Source organism: Pedobacter sp. N23S346, from assembly GCF_048515415.1.
In the GTDB taxonomy this organism is placed as follows: domain Bacteria; phylum Bacteroidota; class Bacteroidia; order Sphingobacteriales; family Sphingobacteriaceae; genus Pedobacter.
On record NZ_JBLYEE010000011.1, the window covers coordinates 1 to 21,449 of the forward strand.

Here is a 21,449-nt window from a genome sequence, read left to right on the forward strand (position 1 = left end):
AAAAAAAGTATTTTTGCCCATGTTGAATGTTTAAGTGTGGTAACTCAAATATCAACACTAAAAAGGGGAAGCCAAAAGCAACCCCTTTTATTTTATCAAAAAAAAATGTTTACCGGACAACAGTGAATCAAGTTCAGGATGACGACCGTTTAACCCACAGTTTATGCGAATGTAAAAAAGTAGGCCTGTCAAATACCATCCCATTCTCGTATTCAAACTACAAGTCAACTTCTAAAGGACTTATCAAACACTCTTCTGTTCACATAGTGATAAGTAACTAACTCCCTATTTTCTTTCTACATTCGCAAATCTCCATTAACCTAAATTTGTTTATTAAATTCTTTTTTTTTAAAGTAAAATAGCGGCAATCTAGGGTTGAATTATCCGCTTTTGAAATTAGTTGTAACCAAATTAATACATATTAAACTATCTTCGTTAATTATTTGAATGCGCTCCCAGCATTTTAATTTTTTAAAGACTAAGCAAATAAGAATGAAATTTATAAGAACAGTTGCTTCAAGCTGTTTTCTTTTCTTTACCGTCAACATTTCTGTTGCACAGAAAATTAATACCGCATTTGTGCCAGGGCAGTACAAAGGCGAAATGAAAACCTATTCTACAAATGATGGTTTGCCCTCAAAAAATACCACAGCTACTCTGCGTGATAAACGGGGGTTTATCTGGGTGGGTACCGAAAATGGACTATGCCGTTTTGATGGGTATACATTCAAGGTTTTTTCTAATAAAGCTGGAGACAGTACATCTATCTCTAATAATTTTGTGAATGCAATCGTAGAAGATCGCCATGGGAAGATTTGGGTAGCCACCATGGATGGACTGAATTTATTAGATCCACTTTCTGAGACTTTCAGAAGATTTGTACACCGGGATAACAATTCCCGTTCTTTGAGTAATAACAAAGTCTGGTCTGTTTTATGTGATCGAGCTGGCGCAGTTTGGGTGGGTACTGATGATGGTTTCAATCAATATATAACCACACGAAAAGACTTCCTGGTTTATAAACCCAATGCTTCAAATAAAAATAGCATGGTTGGTAAATCAGTTAATTCGATTATAGAAGATGCTAAAGGCGATTTATGGCTAGGAAACTGGAGTGCCGGACTTAATCGCTTTAATAAAAAGAAAAAAACTTTTACCAATTATGCCCAGTACCAGAAACCGGGTGCAAAAAATCCAAACGATGTTTGGGCATTATCTTACGATGAAGATGGCAACATTTGGGTTGGAACCTATTGGAATGGGCTATTTAATTTCAACCCAAAAACGCTGAAATTTTCGAAAATTGAAAGTCCGGATCGCGATAATTATTCTGTTTTCAGCATCATGCCTGCGGGTAAAGACCTTTTATTAATTGGAGGGAACAATGGTTTTTACTGGCACAATACCCGCTCAGGTACCTGGGATAAAATTAATGATATTTCTAACTTTCCATATGGAAATACTTATAAGGATAAAGATGGCATCATCTGGATTAACGGTCGGAACGGACTCAGGAAGATTGATCACCAACAATATAAATTCAATATTCGTTTGTTGCCGCTTGGCAACCGGGAGGTTAAAAGTGTAGTGATCCGTGATTCAGTCATTTGGCTGGGAACCAATAATGGCCTTTTTTCCATTAATGAGAAATCGGGGAAAACGGTAGCCTTTACAAAAAACAACAGCTCAAACAGCCTGACCAATAATGAGATCCAGAAGCTTTATTTTGATAGTCAGGGTATTTTATGGATTCTTACAGAAAATGGTTTCGATAGTTATGATCCAAAAAGCAACCTTTTCAAACATCATTATCATCATTCTGCCATTGGAAATTTATTTAATGAAGATGTTTTTAGAGATATTCTGGAAATAAATCGTGGGGTTTATATACTGACTACCGATGCCGGAGTTAAGATTTTTGACAGCAATAAAAATCAGTTTGAACATTTCTATAACCAACCTAAAAATCCCTTATCCATTAATAATAACCATACCTATTCACTTTCCAAGGCACCAGATGGAAAGATCTGGATTGGTACTTATGGCGGAGGCGTAAACATCTTTGATCGGAAAACAAATCATTTCCGGGCACTGGAAACTGTAAATAGTGGGCGCAAGGGTTTGAGCAGTAATATTATTAAAGCAATTTACACAGATTCGAAAAAAAATATCTGGGTATGCACACCAGATGGGTTAAACAGGTTTTTGCCGAATGGCGATGGCCCGCAGGTATATTCAAAAACAGATGGATTTTCGAGCAATGTATTCAATGATATTACGGAAGATGCAGATGGAAAGATCTGGCTTGCCACCGAGAGCGGGATTTCCAGCTTTGATCCTGTAAGTAAAAAGGTAAGAAATTTTGATGAAGCTGATGGCGTTCTGGCGAATTCCACTATTATTAATAAAGGAACTTCAATTTTTGTGGCGGGCACTAAAGGTTATTTTTCTTTTAATCCCGATCAAATCAGGTTTAATCGGGTACCACCACCTGTTTACCTGACCGATTTTCAATTGTTTAACAAAACCGTTCAGCCAGATCCGGATGGGCCATTAAAGGAAAACCTGAATGTGGCCAAAGAAATTACTTTAAACTATGATCAAAGTGTTTTTTCTATAGAGTATGTGGCGCTTAATTATGCCTATTCGTGGAAAAATGAATATGCTTACCGCCTGGTGGGTTTCGATAAAAAGTGGAATTATGTGGGCAATCAACGAAAGGCAACCTACACCAACTTAAACCCTGGAACCTATCGCTTTCAGGTAAAAGCTTCGAATAATGATGGGGTTTGGAATGATGAAGGCTATACCATCGTGATCAAAATTAACCCGCCATGGTACCTTAGCTGGTGGGCCTGTTTGCTTTATATTGGTGCAATCGGGGCAAGTACTTACGTTTATATTTCGTATCGGAAAAAACAGGATGAACTTAAATATGAGATCAAGGTGGCACATATTGAAGGCGAAAAGGAGAAGGAACTTAATGAACGGAAGCTTTCTTTTTTTACCAATATTTCGCATGAATTCAGAACGCCGCTTACCTTAATAATTAATCCGGTAAAGGAATTACTCTACCAGGATAACAAAAATCTGGATACCAGTAGTATGCACATTGTTTACCGAAATGCCAAACGCTTATTGAGCCTCGTAGATCAGTTATTGCTTTTTAGAAAGGCAGATGCCCAGGGTGATACCTTGAAAGCAGCTAACCTTAACCTGACGGCATTAGTAAAAGAAGTTTTTCTATGTTTTTCTCATCAGGCCCGTACCAAAGGCATTCAATATGAGTATATCTCCGTTTCAGAAAGGATTGATATTTTCGCTGACCGGGAAAAGCTGGAAATTGCAGTCTTCAATCTGTTATCGAATGCCTTTAAATTTACGCCCGATGGCGGCCGGATTGCTGTAGAAATTATCGAAACGGAAGATCAGGTTAATATATCAATAACAGATACCGGCTGTGGTATTGCTGAGGATTCTACGGAGAAAATATTTAACCGCTTTTATCAGGAATCAGATAACAACAGGTCATTTGGGAATGGATTCGGAATTGGTTTGTTTCTGGTGAAAAACTTCATCGGGATGCATGGAGGTACTATCGCCTGCCAAAATAACGATGGAGCTGGAACGACTTTTAACATCAGGTTACTGAAAGGAAGTTCGCACATTAACCCTGCTTTTATCGTTCCGGATCGGCTGGAGAGTTCTTCCTTTCTAAAAGAACTGAATCAGGATGATTTGGTTACCGAACCGGCAAAGAATAAGGAAATAATATTGGGCGATATGCTGGCGCAGGAGAAAAAATCGATTCTGATTGTAGATGATAATGAGGAAATTGCCAATTACCTGGGAGAAGTATTCCGCGAAAAATATCAAATTTACAAAGCCAGCAATGGTGAAGCCGGACTTGCTATTATCCGTGAATTTCTTCCAGATATTGTAATCAGCGATGTGATGATGCAGGGCATGGGTGGTATAGAACTTTGCAGTATCGTAAAGGAGGATGAATCCATCTGCCATATTCCAATTGTATTGTTAACCGCAAGTACATCTGCAGAGATTAAGTTAAAGGGGGTAGAGAGCGGTGCCGACGACTACATTAGCAAGCCTTTTGATAAAGAACTGCTCGTGGCCAGGATTGCTGGTATTTTAAAAAGCAAAAATAGTTTACAGAAATATTTCTATAGCGAGATTACGCTGAATCCAACCAGTTCGAAAATCTCTGCCGAATACAAAGACTTCCTGAAAAATTGCATCAGGATCGTAGAACATAATATCGAAGATCCAAACTTTAACATTAAAATGCTGGCGGAAGAAATCGGAATGTCGAGAGCCAATCTTTTTAATAAAATCAAGTCCATTTCAGGGCATTCATCCAATAGCTTCATTCGGTTTATTCGCTTAAGAAAAGCCGCCGAAATTTTCATCAGCAGCGATAAAACCATACAGGAAACCATGTACACCGTGGGCATGAGCGATATTAAGTATTTCAGGGAACAGTTTAAAAAGGTATTTGACATGAACCCATCAGATTACATCAAAAAATACCGGAAGAATTTTTCCAATAACAGCTCCATTGGTCCAGGTTTAAAAAAGTCTAAAACTTAAGTGCCTAGTTTCAATTAATAATATGCCTTAAAATGCTATTTGATGGGTTATTTATATGGGCAGTATACAGTTTCTTCCTTAAAAAACCATCAATCTAAATACCAAACTCTAAAAACTAATCAATTGTACGCATTTTAATAATCGAATGCATGTTATAATGCTTGGTGGAAGATTCAAAAATGAAAAATTTTCCCTGTTTTTTCAGTTATGGGTGGAAAACAATGATGAAGATGGTTTGATACGGATGTGCCCAGAATAATTTGGAAGGTTCTTATATTGATTACCTCATCGCTGGATAGCGGATATTAACCAGTAATCATCCCTTAAATCAACAGGTAGACTTAAGTTATGTATAAGGTAAGTATAGCGAGATGGTGGACTGGAGGTGGAGTTAAAGTAGACTGGAGGCGGAGTAAAGAAGTCGATTTTTTGAGAAGTGTCTTTCAGCGATTTTACCCTACGTTAAATATAGGGAGAATAATTAAATTACTTTCTATAACCTGAGCGTTGGATTAATCATATGCCCTACTATACTATTTAAGCTGGTTATCGCTATTGGTTAGACCCCTATCCGCCTATCGGCACCTTTCCCCTGAAAGGGAAAGGACGAAAAAAAGGTAATTCCTCTCTTTCAGAGAGGTGGTCGCAAACCGTGATGTAAAAATCTATTAATAATTATTGAGTTCAGGTTAGTGAAAATGTATTGTTTCTAAATCTTACTATACATCGTTATTTAAAAATTAGGGATATAAAAATCTGAAATTTTGTAGACCTTAAAGTACTTTTTGCGTTAAAACGGCCAATTTGAAGGCGTTTGCTAATTTTTACCCCGCTAATATTAGCTATTTACCCCCTTTAGTTTAGTTGGATTTGGTAGAATTTAGCAGTGCTTTCAAATGAACTTCTGCTTGTGCCTCGTTAATATAATGAAGCATGCGAAAGGGATCGAAAGAAAATGCTAATTATTAAGTAACCAAATTAAACCAACATGAGAAAAGTTTTACAGCGCCAGGCTGTTCTGTTTTGTCGTAGTGCAAAACGAACGCTGTTCATTGTATCGGTAAGCAGTGTTTCTTTGCTGTCTGCCCAGGTAACGATGGCATCCGCACATTTAAGCGCTACGAATCCATTACAAGCTAAAGATGAAATTACCGTAAGCGGAACCGTTTACGATGAAAATGGTGGGATACTTCCAGGAGTAAGTGTTGCTGTTAAAGGAACAACAGTGGCAACCCAAACCAATAGCGAAGGTAAATACTCCATTAAGGTGCCGAATGAAAATGCCATCCTGGTCTTTTCATACATTGGATATGCAAATACAGAAGTGGCAACCCGAGGCAAATCAACCGTAAACACGCAGCTTGCTCCTGATTCTAAATCATTGAATGAATTGGTTGTGGTGGGCTACGGTACGCAGAAGAAAGCAACATTGGCAGGATCAGTTTCAGTAGTTAAAGGAAGCGACCTGGTTAAAAGTCCGCAACCAAATCTTTCCAATTCATTGGCAGGAAGGGTTGCTGGTGTAGTGATAAACAATAGAGGTGGAGAACCTGGATTTGACGGATCAAAAATCCTGATTCGTGGCCTGGGTACCACTACCAATACCGATGTTTTGGTAGTAGTAGATGGAATTCCTGGTCAGTTGGGTGGTTTAGAAAGGATCGATCCAAACGATGTGGAAAGTATTTCGGTACTAAAAGATGCATCGGCAGCGGTTTATGGTAACCGTGCAGCAAATGGTGTAATCTTAATTACCACAAAGAAAGGTAAACTTGGAAAACCAACAGTAAGTTATACTTTTAACCAGGGTTTTAGTCAGCCAACCCGCCTTCCGAAAATGGCTGATGCAGCAACTTATGCCCAGTTAATGAATGAAATTAACTTCGATTCTAATCCTGCCGGCGGACTTAACCAATCTTATACCCCAGCACAGATTCAGAAATTCAGAGACGGATCAGATCCGCTTTTGTTTCCAAATACAGACTGGATTGACCAAACGCTAAAAAGTGTTGCCCTTCAAAATCAACACAGTTTATCCGTGAGCGGTGGTACAGAAGATGTGAAATATTTTGTGTCGTTGGGTAAAATCTACCAGGATGCGATTTATAAAAATGGAGCAGCGAGTTATAAACAATATAATTTCAGATCAAATATTGATGCCAACATTTCTAAAAGATTGAAAATTGGATTAGGAATATCCGGAAGAGAAGAAGACCGTGTTTTCCCAATCTCTGGTGCAGGAGATATTTTCCGCTCCATTTACCGTGCAAAACCAATTGTAGGAGCATACTACCCTAATGGCTTGCCAACAACAGGTATAGAAAACAATAATCCGGCAGTACAGGTAACCGATCTTGGCGGTACCGCAAGAAACCCAACACAGGTTTTCAATGCTATTTTAAGAGGAAGTTATCAGATTCCAGGTGTTGAAGGGCTTTCAGTAGACGGGTTTTTCTCAGTAGATAAAACTTTCAATTTCGCTAAGAACTTTAACAAGCCATATAACTTGTATTCTTACGATCAATCTTCGGGCATCTACAATACGGTTGTAGTGGGTGGCAGTAATGCAAAAGCAACCTTGTACGAATCTCAGGCAAACACCAGCCTGATTACTTCTAACGTAAGGTTAAACTATACTAAGAAATTCGGCAAGCACAGTATCGATGCATTTGTTGCTTACGAGCAAAGCAGACAACGTTATGAGATTTTTGATGCACAACGTCTAAACTATATTTCAACTACCTTACCTGAACTTTCTCAGGGAGGTACGGCAGCTACAGATTTAAGAAACTCTGGAAGCAGTACAGATTATCCACGCCAGAGTTATATTTCAAAAATTGCTTATAATTACGACGAGCGTTATATCATAGAAGGCCAGATGCGTGTAGATGGTTCATCTCTTTTTGCAGATGGAAACCGCTTTGGTTATTTCCCTTCCATTCTAGGCGCATGGAGAGTGAGCAAAGAAAAATGGTTCAGTGATCATGTTTCTTTTATTGATGATTTAAAAATCAGAGCATCATATGGTTCACTAGGAAGTGACTTAATTGCGCCTTACCAATACTTTGATAACTATACTTTAATTGGAAATGGTTTTGTAGCCTCAAATCCAGCTAGCGGAGTAAATGTTATACAGCCTAACTTAAACCTGATTAAACTTGCTAATCCACAAGTAGGATGGGAGCGTGCCAACAAACTAGATATCGGGATTAATGCTACCTTCCTTAAAAACTTCACTTTAGAAGCCATTTATTTCAATCAAAAACGTAGCGATATTTTATTAACCAGAAACGCTTCTATTCCGGCTACTTCAGGTATCGTAAATCCTTTTCCAGAACCAAATAATAATGCAATAGTTCCATTGGTTCCTTCAGAAAACATTGGAAAAATTAACAGTTCAGGGGTTGAAGCAAGTTTAGGTTACAATCATTCAGGAGAGAACTTTAACTGGGGTGTTACCGGAAACATGACTTATGCAAAAAGTGAAATCATCTTTATTGATGAAGCAGCCGGCACGCTTGATTACCAACGCCAGACTGGCCAGCCAATCGGAAGCTATTTGCTTTTTAATTCTTTAGGGATCTTTCGTAATGCAGATGAACTGAATGCTTATCCACATGTTACAGGTGCTAAAGTTGGCGATTTAAAATATGAAGATTTTAATGGAGATGGTGTGATTGATTTCAGAGATCAGACCAGAAGCAAATACGGAAACGTGCCTCAGATTACTTACGGTATAAACTTAAATGCATCTTACAAAAACTTCGATGTATCAGTGCTTTTCGCAGGCCAGTCTCGCGTAAGCCAATATGTACTTCCAGAATCTGGTAGTGTAGGTAACTTCTACAGCAGCTGGGCAGATAACAGGTTTTCACCTACCAACAATGCAGGCACTTTTCCAAGGGTAACAGAACGCGCTTCTAATGCAATCAGCGGTGGTGCTTTCCGCAATAACTTTTGGCTAAATAATGCTTCATTTTTCAGGATGAAGAATGTAGAGCTGGGCTATAATTTCAATACCAACCTGCTTTCTAAAATCAAAATTTCTGGTTTAAGATTGTATGCAAGTGCTTTCAATTTATTCACCATTTCGAAAGTAAAAGATTACGATCCTGAAGGAAGCAGTGAAAGCGGCCAGTTCTACCCACAACAAAGAATTATCAACATAGGCGCAAACGTTAAATTTTAACATCATGAAAGTATATTTTAAACCACTATACATTACCCTTGGTGCGGCGCTTTTATTCGCATCATGTAAAAAAGATTTTTTAGAAATTACGCCCACTTCTGTAATTAGTACAGCATCGGTAGAAAACGATTCGACCATTTTCGAAGCTTTTGTGCTTAACCGTTACGTTAGCCCGAGATTACAGGAAAAAGAAGGTGAAGGTTCAAACCCTGGCTTTGGCCGCGGATTCGAATACAGCATGTCGAGTTCTTATACAGATGAATCCATCTATAATAATGATGATGGCAGCTGGGCGATGCAGCGAGGACAGGTTTCGCCAGATAATTTAGGCAGTACTGCTTCTATCTGGTCTAGAAGTTACCGCAGCATCCGTGAGTGTAATTATGCATTACAGATATTGGCAACAATACCGATGAGTGCTGGCCACAAAAGATTAATTGAAGGTGAACTTAAATTCATCAGGGCTTTTCGTTATCAGGATGTGATCCGAAACTATGGTCGTGCTGTTTTAATGAGCGATAAAGTAACCCAGTTAAATGATAACCTGCAGGATGACGCACTGTTTAAAAGGGCAACGCTTAAAGAAAGTATAGATTACGTACTGGCACAGTTGGATGCAGCTGCGGCACTCTTACCAACCAATAATAGCGGTTCGTGGTTATTGGGCAGAGCAACTAAAGGAGCGGCTTTGGCACTAAAATCAAGACTGGCACTTTATGCAGCAAGTCCGCTTTATAATAGTGGAAGCTGGGCAGATGCCGCAACAGCCGCCCAAGCAGTAATTGGCTTAAATAAATATGGCATTTACACTGGCGGATACAATAATATGTTCCTGGTAAATGAAACCAATGAAGTAATTTTCGAAAGATTATTTACAACCAACGCCAGACATGTATGCCTTGAAATTGCAAACGGACCTAATGGATACAATGCCTGGGGAGGTAATACGCCTTTACAAAATCTGGTAGATGATTATCAGACAATCACTGGAAAGGCCATTACTGAAACGGGTTCTGGTTATGATCCGGCTAAACCTTATGCCAACAGAGATCCAAGGTTTGGTTATACCGTTATTTATGATGGTGCGAGTTACCGCGGAAGAAATCTGGAAGCATTTGTTCCGGGTGGAAAAGATAGTAAAGATGGTAACTCTAACTGGAATACTACCAAAACAGGCTATTATTTGAAGAAATTCATGAATGATGCATTTCCAATTGATAACCCCTGGGATGTTGCCGGTTTACAACCATGGATTTACATGCGTTATGCTGAGGTATTACTGAACTTTGCAGAAGCAGCTAACGAAGCTTATGGACCAGATGCAGTTCCAGCCGGATCATCTATGAGCGCCAGACAGGCCGTTAACATGGTAAGAGCAAGACCAGATGTAAATATGCCAGCCCTTGCCATTGGATTAAGTCAATCGCAAATGAGAGATGCCGTTCGTTATGAACGTAGAGTTGAACTGGCTTTTGAAGAGCATCGTTATTATGATGTTCGCCGCTGGCAGATTGCACCGCAGGTAGAAAGTAAGCCTGCTGCGGGAATTATTGTAACCAAAACAGGAAACACACTAACCTATGCGCCAAAAGTTGCACTTGATGGCAAAACTTTCCAAAATAAACAATACTGGTTACCAATTCCAAGAGCAGAAATTCTATCTTCGGGTGGTAAGCTGGAGCAAAATCCTGGTTACTAATTTTTATGCGGGGCATCATTGCCCCGCTTTTTTAACCTATTGTAAACTAAAGCTTTGAAGCGCTAGTATTTAGTAATGTATCTGAATGAAATCCTCTTGTTGAGCTTTTCAACTAGTAGATGAATTTCCAGGATACAGGCCCAATTGCTTATTTTGATCCATCATAAAATGAATCGCTTTTTGCCACGAACATCATTTATATTCATCTTCTCTGTGCTGCTGGGTGCTATTGCTCCCGCGATTTCAAAGGCGCAAAATCAACGACACATCATCGCAAAAGTAGATTTTACTCAATCTGCCCAAACAATAGAAGGCTTTGGCGCTTCAGATGCCTGGACTTGCCAGTTTGCGGGTTTATGGCCTGATGCAGAAAAAAACAAAATGGCCGACCTCCTTTTTAGCACCAAAACTGATCAGGCTGGAAATCCATTAGGAATAGGCCTTAATTTTTGGCGCTTTGCCATTGGTGGCGGAAGTACCGAGCAAGGTGAGGCTAGCGGAATCCGTGATGAATGGAGAAGGGAACCCTCTTTTCTTAACTTAAGTAAAACTTACAATGAAGAAGCCATGCCTGGCCAGGTATGGTTTATGAATGCTGCCAAAACCAGAGGTGTAAAACATTTTCTTGGTTTTGTAAATAGTCCGCATGTAAATTTTACCCTCAACCACAAAGCGTTTTCGAGCGATGGGAAGTGTAATCTTGATTTTAGCAAAGCAGATGATTTTGCTCTGGATCTGGTGAATACCATTCAGATTCTTAAAAAGAAAACAGGAGTGGAGTTGGAATATTTGAGTCCGGTGAATGAACCGCAATGGAAATGGAATGAAGGAAATCAGGAAGGTTGCCCATATACCAATCAGGAACTTGCCGTTTTAGTTAAAAAATTAAGTGCAACATTGAACAAAACACGGCTGAAAACGAAAATTCAGATCGCAGAAGCAGGACAGTTAAACTACCTCACTAACCATCCTGATACTGCAAAAAGTAAACAGATCGAATATTTTTTTAACCCGACTTCGCCAGGCTATATTGGGAGTTTAAAGAACGTAGATAGGAGTATTTCCGGACATAGTTATTTCACTACAAGCCCTGAACAGAAATCGATCGAAATTAGAAATGCAGTAAAAGAAGAGGTTGCTAAATACGATAAATTGAGGTTCTGGATGTCAGAATACTGCGTGCTTGGTGACAGCCTGTTAAAAGGTGAAGGCCGTGATCTGGGAATGACTACCGCATTGTTCATCGCGAAGTTGATCCACCACGATTTAACCTATGCCAACGCCAGCTCATGGCAATGGTGGCTGGCTGTTTCAACCGGCGATTATAAAGACGGCCTGGTGTACCTCGATAAAAGTAAAACAAGTGGAAAGGTTTATGATAGTAAAACCCTTTGGGCATTTGGAAATTACAGCCGCTTTATCCCACAAGGGAGTGTAAGGGTTGAAATGAAGGTTTCTGATGAGAAAGATTTTTATGTTTCAGGCTATCTTAAAGACAATAAATTAATCACCGTAGCGGTAAATAATAGCGATGAAGCTATCCACTTCGAATTAGCAGGGATAGATCAAAAGCAAAAAAATGTAACCGTTTATACCACTGCCGAAGGTAAAAACCTGGAGCGGTCGATTGCTGCCGCAGGAGCGCTTACCCTCCCTGCAAAATCTGTTTCTACCATTATCGCCAATAAAGAAAAATAAGGAATTTCCCTTACAGGATGTTCCTCAAAATTAAATACCATGAAAAAACAAAAGATACTGATATTAAATGTACTGCTACTGGCTATCACACTTCTTGGATGTGGAAAGGCAAGTAACGAACATTCTTTTACTTTAGGCGACAGCACCTTTATGCTGGATAACAAGCCATACCAGATCATTTCTGGAGAAATCCACTACCCGAGAGTGCCAAGAGAGGCTTGGAGAGCAAGGATGAAAATGGCTAAAGCGATGGGACTGAACACCATCGGAACTTATGTTTTCTGGAATCTGCACGAACCGGAAAAAGGTAAATTCGATTTTTCGGGCAACAATGATATCGCCGAGTTCGTAAAGATTGCCAAAGAAGAGGGCTTATGGGTAATCCTCAGACCCAGCCCATATGTATGCGCCGAGTGGGAATTTGGGGGCTATCCATATTGGTTACAAAACGAAAAAGGCCTGGAAGTAAGAAGCCGGGAGAAACAATACCTGGCAGAATATAAAAAATACATTGATGAGATTGGTAAGCAATTGGCGCCACTTCAAGTAAATCACGGTGGAAATATCATTATGGTTCAGGTAGAGAACGAATATGGTTCTTATGGAGCAGATAAGGTTTACCTGGAAATGAACCGCAAAATGTTTGTGGATGCTGGTTTTGATGGCTTATTGTATACCTGCGATCCGGAAAAAGATATTGTTAAAGGCCATTTGAAAGGATTGATGCCAGCCATTAATGGTCAGGATAATCCAACAAAAGTAAAACAAGCCGTTCGCAGCCTGAACGAAGGAAAAGGTCCTTTTTTCATTGCAGAATGGTATCCGGCCTGGTTCGATTGGTGGGGTACACCGCACCATAAAGTTCCCGCAGAACAATATACCGGGAAGTTAGATACCGTACTTTTAAGTGGAATTTCAATCAATATGTACATGTTCCACGGAGGAAGTACACGCGGGTTCATGAATGGCGCAAACTTTAGAGATACCATTCCTTTTGAACCACAAATTAGCAGTTATGATTATGATGCACCACTTGATGAGGCTGGAAATGCTACCGATAAATTTATGAAATTCAGGGCGGTCATCGAAAAACATTTGCCTAAAGATCAAAAACTGCCAGAAGTTCCAAAAGCAAAACCTTCAGTGGTGTTGGAGCCAATTACATTTGCCAAAGAAATCGGAATATTTGATCAGCTTGGTCAGGGTAAGGTAAGTGAAAATCCATTAACTTTTGAAGATCTGAATCAGGCTTACGGTTATATGCTTTATAAAACACAGATCAAAGGTGGTAAAAAGGCAGATCTGAAAATAGACGGTCTTCGTGATTATGGAGTTATCTATATCGATGGGAAACGAAAAGGAACTTTAGATAGAAGATTAGGACAGGAAAGTTTATTGCTTGATTTACCTGCCGGAACACATACACTTGAAATTTTTGTAGAAAATATGGGGCGGATTAACTTCGGTCCGAATCTCCTTAAAAATAAAAAAGGAATCGTTGGTCAGGTATCTTTTGGCGGAACGCCACTAAAATCATGGACGATGTATTCACTGCCATTTGATAAAGTTGAAGCGGCAAAAATTAATGCTGTGAAAGCAAAAAGAGATTCTCCTGTACTGAAATCTGCTTCATTCAATGTAGCTACTCCAGCCGATACTTACCTGGATTTACGGAAATGGGGCAAAGGTGTGATTTGGGTAAATGGACACAACCTTGGTAAATACTGGAGCATTGGTCCGCAACAAACCATTTATCTGCCTGCAGAATGGTTGAAAAAAGGTGCCAACGAAATCATTGTACTGGAACTGAATAAGCCAGAAGTTAATGTGCTCACCAGTTTAAGTAAGCCAATTTTGGATGAGGTAACAGAAGTGAAAAAATAAATTAAGTATCTTGTTAACTAGGCGCTTAATAAGAAGTTAAGAGTCATTTATCCTTTGTGATACATCTATCGTAATTTCTGACAGAATTTAATATTAAGGTCGTAGCATCCCGCTACGGCCTTTAGTCGTGACGTCTTCCTGAACTTGTTTCAGAATCTATTGGTGAATCCCAGGTCAATTGAAACATTAAGGCAATAAGAAATATTAAGAAGCAATATCCATTAACTCATTATATTGCACCCGCTACAACCTTTAGTCGTGGCGTCTTCCTGAACTTGTTTCAGAATCTATTTTGGTAAAACCTATGCCAATCAATTGAAACACTTTACTAGTCTTAGCGTCTCGCTAAGACTTTATAATTTATTTCCATATTACCTACCCGGACTTCATAATGAGTTATTGCGCAATAGCTTATGTAGAAAAAAGCCACAAGTTGTCCAAAAAGTCTACAATCTTCTAAAGTTTCATGGCTGTATTAAAAGTACGACGAATAATGATATCGAAAAAGATACATTTTATTTATTGCTAAAAAACTGCGTTTCTGGTGTCGTCAGATTGTTTTTTGAGAAATTTTAAATCTATTACTTGTTAATTATGAATAAGATACATGATAATTGGCTCAATATTTGGTCGGTGATTGATGGTAGCGGACGCTACTATAACCTATTTATTTAACCTTTAAATTTAGAAACTATGGCTTTCAAAGCTAGATTGAATTTTTCGGGCAAGGAGTACGATGTACTTCATTGCGCCTATGCGTTAAACCGTGATGTAGATGCTAAGGGAAGACCTTCTTCCGGAGTTTACGGCGGTACCATTGATATTGAGATCGAGTCAACCGAAGACACCTCAATAATCGAAGCGATGGTAAATAACCAGTACAAACCCATTACCGGAACCCTTCTGATTAAAAAATCTGAAGAAGATGCCAAAATGAAAGAAGTTGATTTTGAAGATGGCTACATTGTGAAATATTCCGAAGGAATCAACATTGTGGGTGATCACCCAATGACGCTTAAATTTCAGATTTCGGCCCGAAAGCTGAAACTCGGAAATGCAGAGCATTTAAACGATTGGCCTAAAGCGTAATTAGAGGTAGAGGGTAGAAAGGTTGATGGTAGAAGGGTTGGGTCATTAAGGTCAATCTGATCACCATGCTCTTCGCCCCACGCCAACCGCAAAACCCGACGTTTCAAAATTATTCATTATTCATTTTTAAAACTTACAACAATGGCATTTAAAACCAGATTAACATTAGGTTCAAAGGAATTTGATGTTTTACAGTGCAGCTTTTCATTAAACAGAGATGTAGACGCTAAAGGCCGTCCATCTTCAGGTGTATATGGTGGTACCATTAACATCGAAATCGAATCTACAGAAGATACTTCGGTAATCGAATCAATGGTGAATAACCAGTATAAGCCCCAATCAGGAACGATTATTTTCAAAAAGGGCGAAGAAGACGCCAAAATGAAAGAACTTACTTTCGAAGATGGTTACATCGTTCAGTATAGCGAAGGTATTGCCGTAAACGACAATACACCAATGACACTCACTTTTGTGGTATCTGCCCGTAAACTCAAACTGGGTAATGCAGAACACGAAAATGATTGGCCAAAGGCATAGTTCTCAAAATAGAAATCATCAAAAAGTGACTGGTTATGCCAGTTGCTTTTTGGTGTATTAAACCCAATTATTCCTCATACTCATCTAAATTAACATGCTGCTCATGCTCGGTTAACTAAATTCGTATGCTTAAGTAATTTCTAAGTCATAGCAGAAATCGCGGAACTCTTCCGACCCAAGTAAGTCACCATTGAGCTCATTCATCTTTTGCTACGGAAAAACATAAAGCACGGAATTCTTTGCATCCAGACTAATGAACGAATGACCATTGAACGAATGAACCATTAATTGCCACGGAAACACAGAAAGTACGAAATTCTTTGCATCCAAACCAATAAACAAATGACAATTGAACCAATGAACAATTTCTTGCTCCGGAAACACAGAAAGCACAGAATTTTTTGCATCCAGACCAATGAACGAATGACCATTGAACGAATGAACCATTAATTTATGGAAAAGAAACTCATCACCGAGATTAATATAGAAGATAAGGCAATCAATCATTTTGCCTCCTTCAGCTTGCAACAGGCATTCAATAGCCACCATTATTTCGAACTGCGGTTTAACCACGATCAAATGGGCGCACCAGGTTTGATTAACCTGAACGATAGCCGTGATTTTGTAGGTAAAACCTTAACCGCATCTTTTGGATATTCGCAAGCACAACTCCAGCATTTTTCAGGTTTAGTAACCAGGGTCGAGCTGGCGCAAAGCCATGGTTATCATGGCGTGCTGATTGTGAGTGGCTACAGTCCGACGATTTTGATAGACCGGGGTGAAGACCTGGGTTCTTACCTCGATAAAGATTTAAACGCTATAGTAAAGCTGTCCACCATTGATACCCCAGCTAACGATTTAAAAATTGTTGCAAATGCCAGCCGTACATCAAACATTGATTATTTGATTCAATACAAAGAAAGTGATTGGGAATTCCTGAATCGCTTATCTGGAGAATACCATGAATGGCTTTATTATGATGGTCAGCAACTGAATTTCGGAAAGCCAGATGTACAAAAAGACGTTGCCTTATTTTATGGACGTGATGTACACAACCTGCAATATGCCATGGAAGTCGCGCCGATTAAAAACAAACGTTTTGCCTATAACCCCAAACAAGATGAAATGCTGCAGAGTGAAAGCAGTGGCAAGGCTGATGGCAATCCAGATCTGGCACATGCCATAAAGGCTTCTAACCTGATGTATAGTAAAACCTTCAACCAGCCATCACTAATCAGGGTGGATAATGGCGGTGACATTAAAAGCCATGTAGAAAACGAGGAAAAGGCCCACATCAGCGAACTTTTAAAAGTTAATGCCAGTGGAGATAACTGTGAACTCGGCATCGGCACCATTGCTGAAATTACCATGAGCATCAGGCAGGAAATCGCTTTCGTAACAGAAAGTTTAGGTCAGTTCTTAATTACGAGTATAACCCACAACCTGGATGGAACGGGCAAATATCACAATACCTTCGAAGGTGTGGTATCCAGTACCGAACGGATTCTGGTAACCAATTACAGTAAGCCCAGTCCGGATATGCAACTGGCAGACGTAATTGATAATGATGACCCACAAGGCCAGGGCCGGATTAAAGTGAAATTTAAATGGGAATGTAAAACCAATGATGTGACCGAATGGCTAAGGGTAATCACCCCAGATGCCGGGAGTAGTGAAAAAGTAAGCAAAAACAGGGGCTTTGTATTTATTCCTGAAATTGGCGATCAGGTTGCGGTAAGTTTTGAAGAGGGAAACATCGCCCGGCCTATCGTATTGGGTTCAGTTTTCCACGGAAAGAGCGGATCAGGAGGAAGCTCCAGTAACAACAGCAAAAGCTTAACTTCTAAAAGTGGGCATACATTCACTATGGATGATGCGGGGGGTATGCTCATGAAAGATAAAACGGGTCTTAATCATGTTTTTATAGATGGTAATAATGAAATTACGGTTACTTCAGATAATATTGTTAAACTTCAAACCGGTAATGTGATGCTTATTATGGATAAAGCAGCAGATAAAATCATTATTCAAGCAAAAAATATAGAAATACGAGCTGCCGAAGATTTTAAGGTAACGGGTGATGGTGCGCCAAGTAAAAATGGAAGTATGGAATTTGAGACTAAACTATCTATCGTATCTAAAAATGATCTCTCATTAAACGGCGTGAAAAAATTAAGCGCAAATGGTGAAGAAATTAATATCGTGGGAAGCAAAACCACTATAGATGGTAGTCCTGTAAAAATTAACTCTTAGGATTTATGAACATTAAATCAGAAAAAGAATATCAACTTACAGTACGGGGAAATGTGAAAATGTTAACCATGATGGATAGCTTTTCTACAACAGGCCATTACCTTCTTTCTCATTATGGAGAAAATAAAATTAAACCTGAATTGCAAGAGTATGTATTGGAAGAGCGAGAGGTAGAATTAACCGAATATTATGATCCCAATACATTTCAACTTATCGAATACGTAAATAAGCTTGCCTATATTTACAGTAAGCAGCATATATGCATTGATAGCTCTGGAAAAATCAAAGGTTTATTAAATCTTCCAGAAATCAAAACGAAATGGGATAAGCTAAAGAAAGAGCTTATGCAAACCAATCCCATTGCGGCATTTGAAATCATCAGGCATAAGGAAAGAGAACTCTCCAATCCACCAGAATTAATAGAAAATTTAGAGAATACGCATTTTATGCATTTATTTTTATATGCCATTAGTTTCATGCCTGACGGTGCAGAATATAAGATTAAAACAGAAGTGCGTGATCGCATGGGTATAGGCTTTATGATCCCTATAGAGCAGACATTTACTTCAGAGCGTTTGGAAAATGGATATATTATACATGCTGAAGCTACGATTGATGAAAGCAGAAAAATAGATAAACAACTTATTGGAAAAGTAACCGGACAAAAAGATTTTGATATTAAACATTACACCAAAGCAAGCTTCAATTATACGGAGAACCGTACATTAAATTCTGCTGAAATGAAAGTGTTTGAGCAAATCAACAATGATTATAAATCAGATTTATATTTAAATCTGGAAAGCGAATAGATATGGCAGCTGAAGATTTACAATGGCTTACAGAGAAGCATTATTTGGTTTGCCCAAAAGGTGCCATGTTTAAACAAATGAAGGTCACCAGCCAGAACCAGGTAACTTTTAGTGGCAATAAAGTTGCCACTACCGGAGATACCATGAAAGCTAATGTTTTCATTTGCCTGGGTAGTATGGCCTTCGCCGCAGGTGCAATAGCGGGTTTGTTAGTCGCGGCACTCGCATTGTTAGCTGTGCCCGTTGCGGGTTGGGCTTTGGCGCTGATTATTGGTGCAGCATTACTTTTGGCTATTGGTGCGGGCTATCTAAAATGTAAAACAAATGCAGCTGCAAGAATATGGGTGAATTCTTCACCAAATCTAATTATCCACAATAAAGAAGGCTTGGTTGTAGGCCAGAGCCAGTTAAGCTGCCCGCCGGAGAGTACATTCATTGATATAAAAGAAACCTTTTGGGAAGCCATGATGAGTACCACCATGAACAATGTTGGGCACATCGCTAATTTTGCTTTTGGCTTTTTAGCTGGCCGTGGCATGGGCAGTATGGCGGGAACATTAGGTACGCAAGGGATAAAAGCCGCTGGTGTAGAGTTTTTAACCATAGCCCGTACTGAAATGGGGGCTATGTTTAATCCGGCTTCGCTTTTTGGCAAAATGAGCTGGTTCTGCCGGTCTATGCGTGGTTTAGGTATGTTTGGTGCCTACAAAGGCCAGTATGATATCTGGAGTAGCGATGAAATGAGTGTCAGTGATAAATTGCTGGCCAGTGGTCAGGAATTAGTATTGGCTATATTCGCAGCAAAAGGTGCTTCCCTCGTATGTTTTCCGGCAGGTACACAGGTGCACACGGGTAATGGTTTAATGTTCATTGAGGATATTGCTGTTGGAACAATGGTGTGGACGGTTAATGAAGCAAACGGACAAAGAGAATTAAAACCCATTACCCAAACCCACCGAAGAACAACATTGAGTATGATGGTGGTAGAACTGGAAAATGGAACTATATTTGAAGTAACGCCAGAGCATCGGTTCCTGGTAAATGAGGAGTGGAAGGAGATCCAATCTATCTCCGTTTTAGACAAGCTGGAACTTGTTGATGGTGAAAAGATAACCGTTAAGAATATCGGGTTTATCAGCAAAAGCGCTGTTGTATACAATTTTGATGTACTGGATAATGAAAATTATTTTGTTACTGAGGATGGGGTGTTGGTGCATAATGGGTATAGTTATAATAAAGATGGTTCATTAAAAACAAGAAATCAAAAACTAGATGGGAAAAACCATCCTAAAACTAATGTTCCATTTGCAAAGAAGGATGTTGTAGTAGATGGAAAAACGGTTAAAGGAGTATTCCCTGAATTCAAATCTAGATTTACACTAAAACTTCCTGCATCAAAATTAAAAATGGCTGATGAACAGCAATTCACATACTGTACAAAGCAACTTGCAAAACAAATTGAGAAGAACCCCGCTTTAGGGAATAAATTTACAACGCAACAATTAAAAGATATAAAAGCTGGGAAACCTAGAATTGATGAATTAACTTGGGATCATAATGAAAGTACTGGTGTAATGAAATTGGTTGACAGAAGTATTCATGCGCAAACTGGGCATACGGGTGGAAATTCTATTTGGGGTGGAGGAATAAGATAATAATATATTATGAATTGGAAATTTGTAGAGAAACTAGAAAACGAAAGCAATATTCAACTGGTGGAATCAGCTTTGAAGGTGACTTTCCCAAAAGATTTTTTGTCGATTGTTAAAAAGTATAATCATGGAACTGCAGATCCAGGAACTTTTGATACCAAATATTTAAAAGGAAGATCCTTCGGTGAGCTGCTTGATTTTAACCTTGATAGGGAATATAACATCCTTTCCGAATATGAATTAATTAAAGATAGATTACCCAATAATGTGTACCCATTTGCGGGTGATGCAGGAGGAAATTATCTCTGTTTTGATTTTAATAAAAATGAAATTACCCCAAGAATCTTATTTTGGGATCATGAACAAAAATTTCATATTGTAGATGATGAAATTGTGATAAATGATGAGGCTAACGATTATGAACAGCATTACCTAGACTTCATAGCAGTGAATTTTACAGAACTTCTTGCAATGCTCTATAAACCTGATGGAGATGAGGATGATGATGAAGACGCAGAAATCCTCTATGATGGTATGGATGATTAGTAATAAGCACTCTAAATCCAAAAACTAAAATTTGAAACAAGTGGAGCTATCTTAGTATTTATTTATTGGTTGAGGTGCTGAAAGCAGTTATTAAAAAGTTTGTTAATCTAAAATCTTTTAAAAATAATGTAGTTGTCCTGAAAAAGGAAAATTACAATAGATTTGATTCAAGTTGTTGGCATTAAAAACTTTATTCTTTAAAGTATCGTGAACGAAATTTATAAAGCTGCTCCAGATTTTTGAAACAAAGCAATCTCTTTTGTAAAAGATTTTTTACCTATCGGATATGATCCTGTCGCCGATAACATCTTAATCTCATTAAAAGACGATGATTTCATCTACAATTAAGATCTATCGTACCAAAGGCGCAAATTTTTCTATTCCAACTAAGATTGTATCTTTCAAAATCCGCTTCACTAACCTTCCGATCTCTACTGCATGCCTAGCCGAGTCAAAGCCCAGTCCTAAGGCATGATAGTTGCATT

General features: G+C 38.9%; 11 protein-coding genes. All 11 read left to right on the plus strand.

Annotated elements, in window-relative coordinates; genetic code table 11:
- The first annotated feature begins 492 nt into the window (after window positions 1–492).
- Window positions 493–4,608, plus strand: coding sequence for a hybrid sensor histidine kinase/response regulator transcription factor (locus ACN1CD_RS17820; protein ID WP_419131753.1), 4,116 nt, complete (start codon window positions 493–495; stop codon window positions 4,606–4,608).
- Window positions 4,609–5,596: 988 nt separating this feature from the next.
- Window positions 5,597–8,797 carry a SusC/RagA family TonB-linked outer membrane protein gene (locus tag ACN1CD_RS17825; protein WP_419131754.1) on the plus strand — a complete coding sequence of 1,067 codons (3,201 nt, stop codon included), beginning with the start codon at window positions 5,597–5,599 and terminating at the stop codon, window positions 8,795–8,797.
- Between the two features lie 4 nt (window positions 8,798–8,801).
- On the plus strand, window positions 8,802–10,496 hold the full coding sequence (locus tag ACN1CD_RS17830; RefSeq protein ID WP_419131755.1) for a RagB/SusD family nutrient uptake outer membrane protein: 1,695 nt from the start codon (window positions 8,802–8,804) through the stop codon (window positions 10,494–10,496).
- A gap of 168 nt (window positions 10,497–10,664) precedes the next feature.
- Entirely contained in the window at window positions 10,665–12,194 is a 1,530-nt protein-coding gene (locus tag ACN1CD_RS17835; protein WP_419131756.1) for a glycoside hydrolase, read from the plus strand.
- Between the two features lie 39 nt (window positions 12,195–12,233).
- On the plus strand, window positions 12,234–14,078 hold the full coding sequence (locus ACN1CD_RS17840) for a glycoside hydrolase family 35 protein (RefSeq protein WP_419131757.1): 1,845 nt from the start codon (window positions 12,234–12,236) through the stop codon (window positions 14,076–14,078).
- Between the two features lie 693 nt (window positions 14,079–14,771).
- Complete coding sequence (tssD, locus tag ACN1CD_RS17845; RefSeq protein ID WP_029288480.1) at window positions 14,772–15,167, plus strand: type VI secretion system tube protein TssD; 396 nt, start codon at window positions 14,772–14,774, stop codon at window positions 15,165–15,167.
- A 141-nt stretch (window positions 15,168–15,308) separates the two neighbouring features.
- Window positions 15,309–15,704 carry a type VI secretion system tube protein TssD gene (gene tssD, locus ACN1CD_RS17850; RefSeq protein ID WP_419131758.1) on the plus strand — a complete coding sequence of 132 codons (396 nt, stop codon included), beginning with the start codon at window positions 15,309–15,311 and terminating at the stop codon, window positions 15,702–15,704.
- A 453-nt stretch (window positions 15,705–16,157) separates the two neighbouring features.
- Window positions 16,158–17,957: a type VI secretion system Vgr family protein gene (locus ACN1CD_RS17855; protein WP_419131759.1), complete on the plus strand. Its 1,800-nt coding sequence runs from the start codon at window positions 16,158–16,160 to the stop codon at window positions 17,955–17,957.
- A 5-nt stretch (window positions 17,958–17,962) separates the two neighbouring features.
- Window positions 17,963–18,766 carry a hypothetical protein gene (locus ACN1CD_RS17860; RefSeq protein ID WP_419131760.1) on the plus strand — a complete coding sequence of 268 codons (804 nt, stop codon included), beginning with the start codon at window positions 17,963–17,965 and terminating at the stop codon, window positions 18,764–18,766.
- Window positions 18,767–18,768: 2 nt separating this feature from the next.
- Window positions 18,769–20,421, plus strand: coding sequence for an HNH endonuclease (locus ACN1CD_RS17865; protein ID WP_419131761.1), 1,653 nt, complete (start codon window positions 18,769–18,771; stop codon window positions 20,419–20,421).
- 9 nt (window positions 20,422–20,430) lie between these two features.
- Window positions 20,431–20,964 carry an SMI1/KNR4 family protein gene (locus ACN1CD_RS17870; protein WP_419131762.1) on the plus strand — a complete coding sequence of 178 codons (534 nt, stop codon included), beginning with the start codon at window positions 20,431–20,433 and terminating at the stop codon, window positions 20,962–20,964.
- The last annotated feature ends 485 nt before the right edge of the window (window positions 20,965–21,449 follow it).

Coding starts and splice junctions, on each gene's coding strand:
- ACN1CD_RS17830 (WP_419131755.1), top strand. CDS start 8,802: ATGAAAGTATATTTTAAACCACTATACATTACCCTTGGTGCGGCGCTT.
- ACN1CD_RS17855 (WP_419131759.1), top strand. CDS start 16,158: ATGGAAAAGAAACTCATCACCGAGATTAATATAGAAGATAAGGCAATC.
- ACN1CD_RS17825 (WP_419131754.1), top strand. CDS start 5,597: ATGAGAAAAGTTTTACAGCGCCAGGCTGTTCTGTTTTGTCGTAGTGCA.
- ACN1CD_RS17820 (WP_419131753.1), top strand. CDS start 493: ATGAAATTTATAAGAACAGTTGCTTCAAGCTGTTTTCTTTTCTTTACC.
- tssD (WP_029288480.1), top strand. CDS start 14,772: ATGGCTTTCAAAGCTAGATTGAATTTTTCGGGCAAGGAGTACGATGTA.
- tssD (WP_419131758.1), top strand. CDS start 15,309: ATGGCATTTAAAACCAGATTAACATTAGGTTCAAAGGAATTTGATGTT.
- ACN1CD_RS17860 (WP_419131760.1), top strand. CDS start 17,963: ATGAACATTAAATCAGAAAAAGAATATCAACTTACAGTACGGGGAAAT.
- ACN1CD_RS17870 (WP_419131762.1), top strand. CDS start 20,431: ATGAATTGGAAATTTGTAGAGAAACTAGAAAACGAAAGCAATATTCAA.
- ACN1CD_RS17835 (WP_419131756.1), top strand. CDS start 10,665: ATGAATCGCTTTTTGCCACGAACATCATTTATATTCATCTTCTCTGTG.
- ACN1CD_RS17865 (WP_419131761.1), top strand. CDS start 18,769: ATGGCAGCTGAAGATTTACAATGGCTTACAGAGAAGCATTATTTGGTT.
- ACN1CD_RS17840 (WP_419131757.1), top strand. CDS start 12,234: ATGAAAAAACAAAAGATACTGATATTAAATGTACTGCTACTGGCTATC.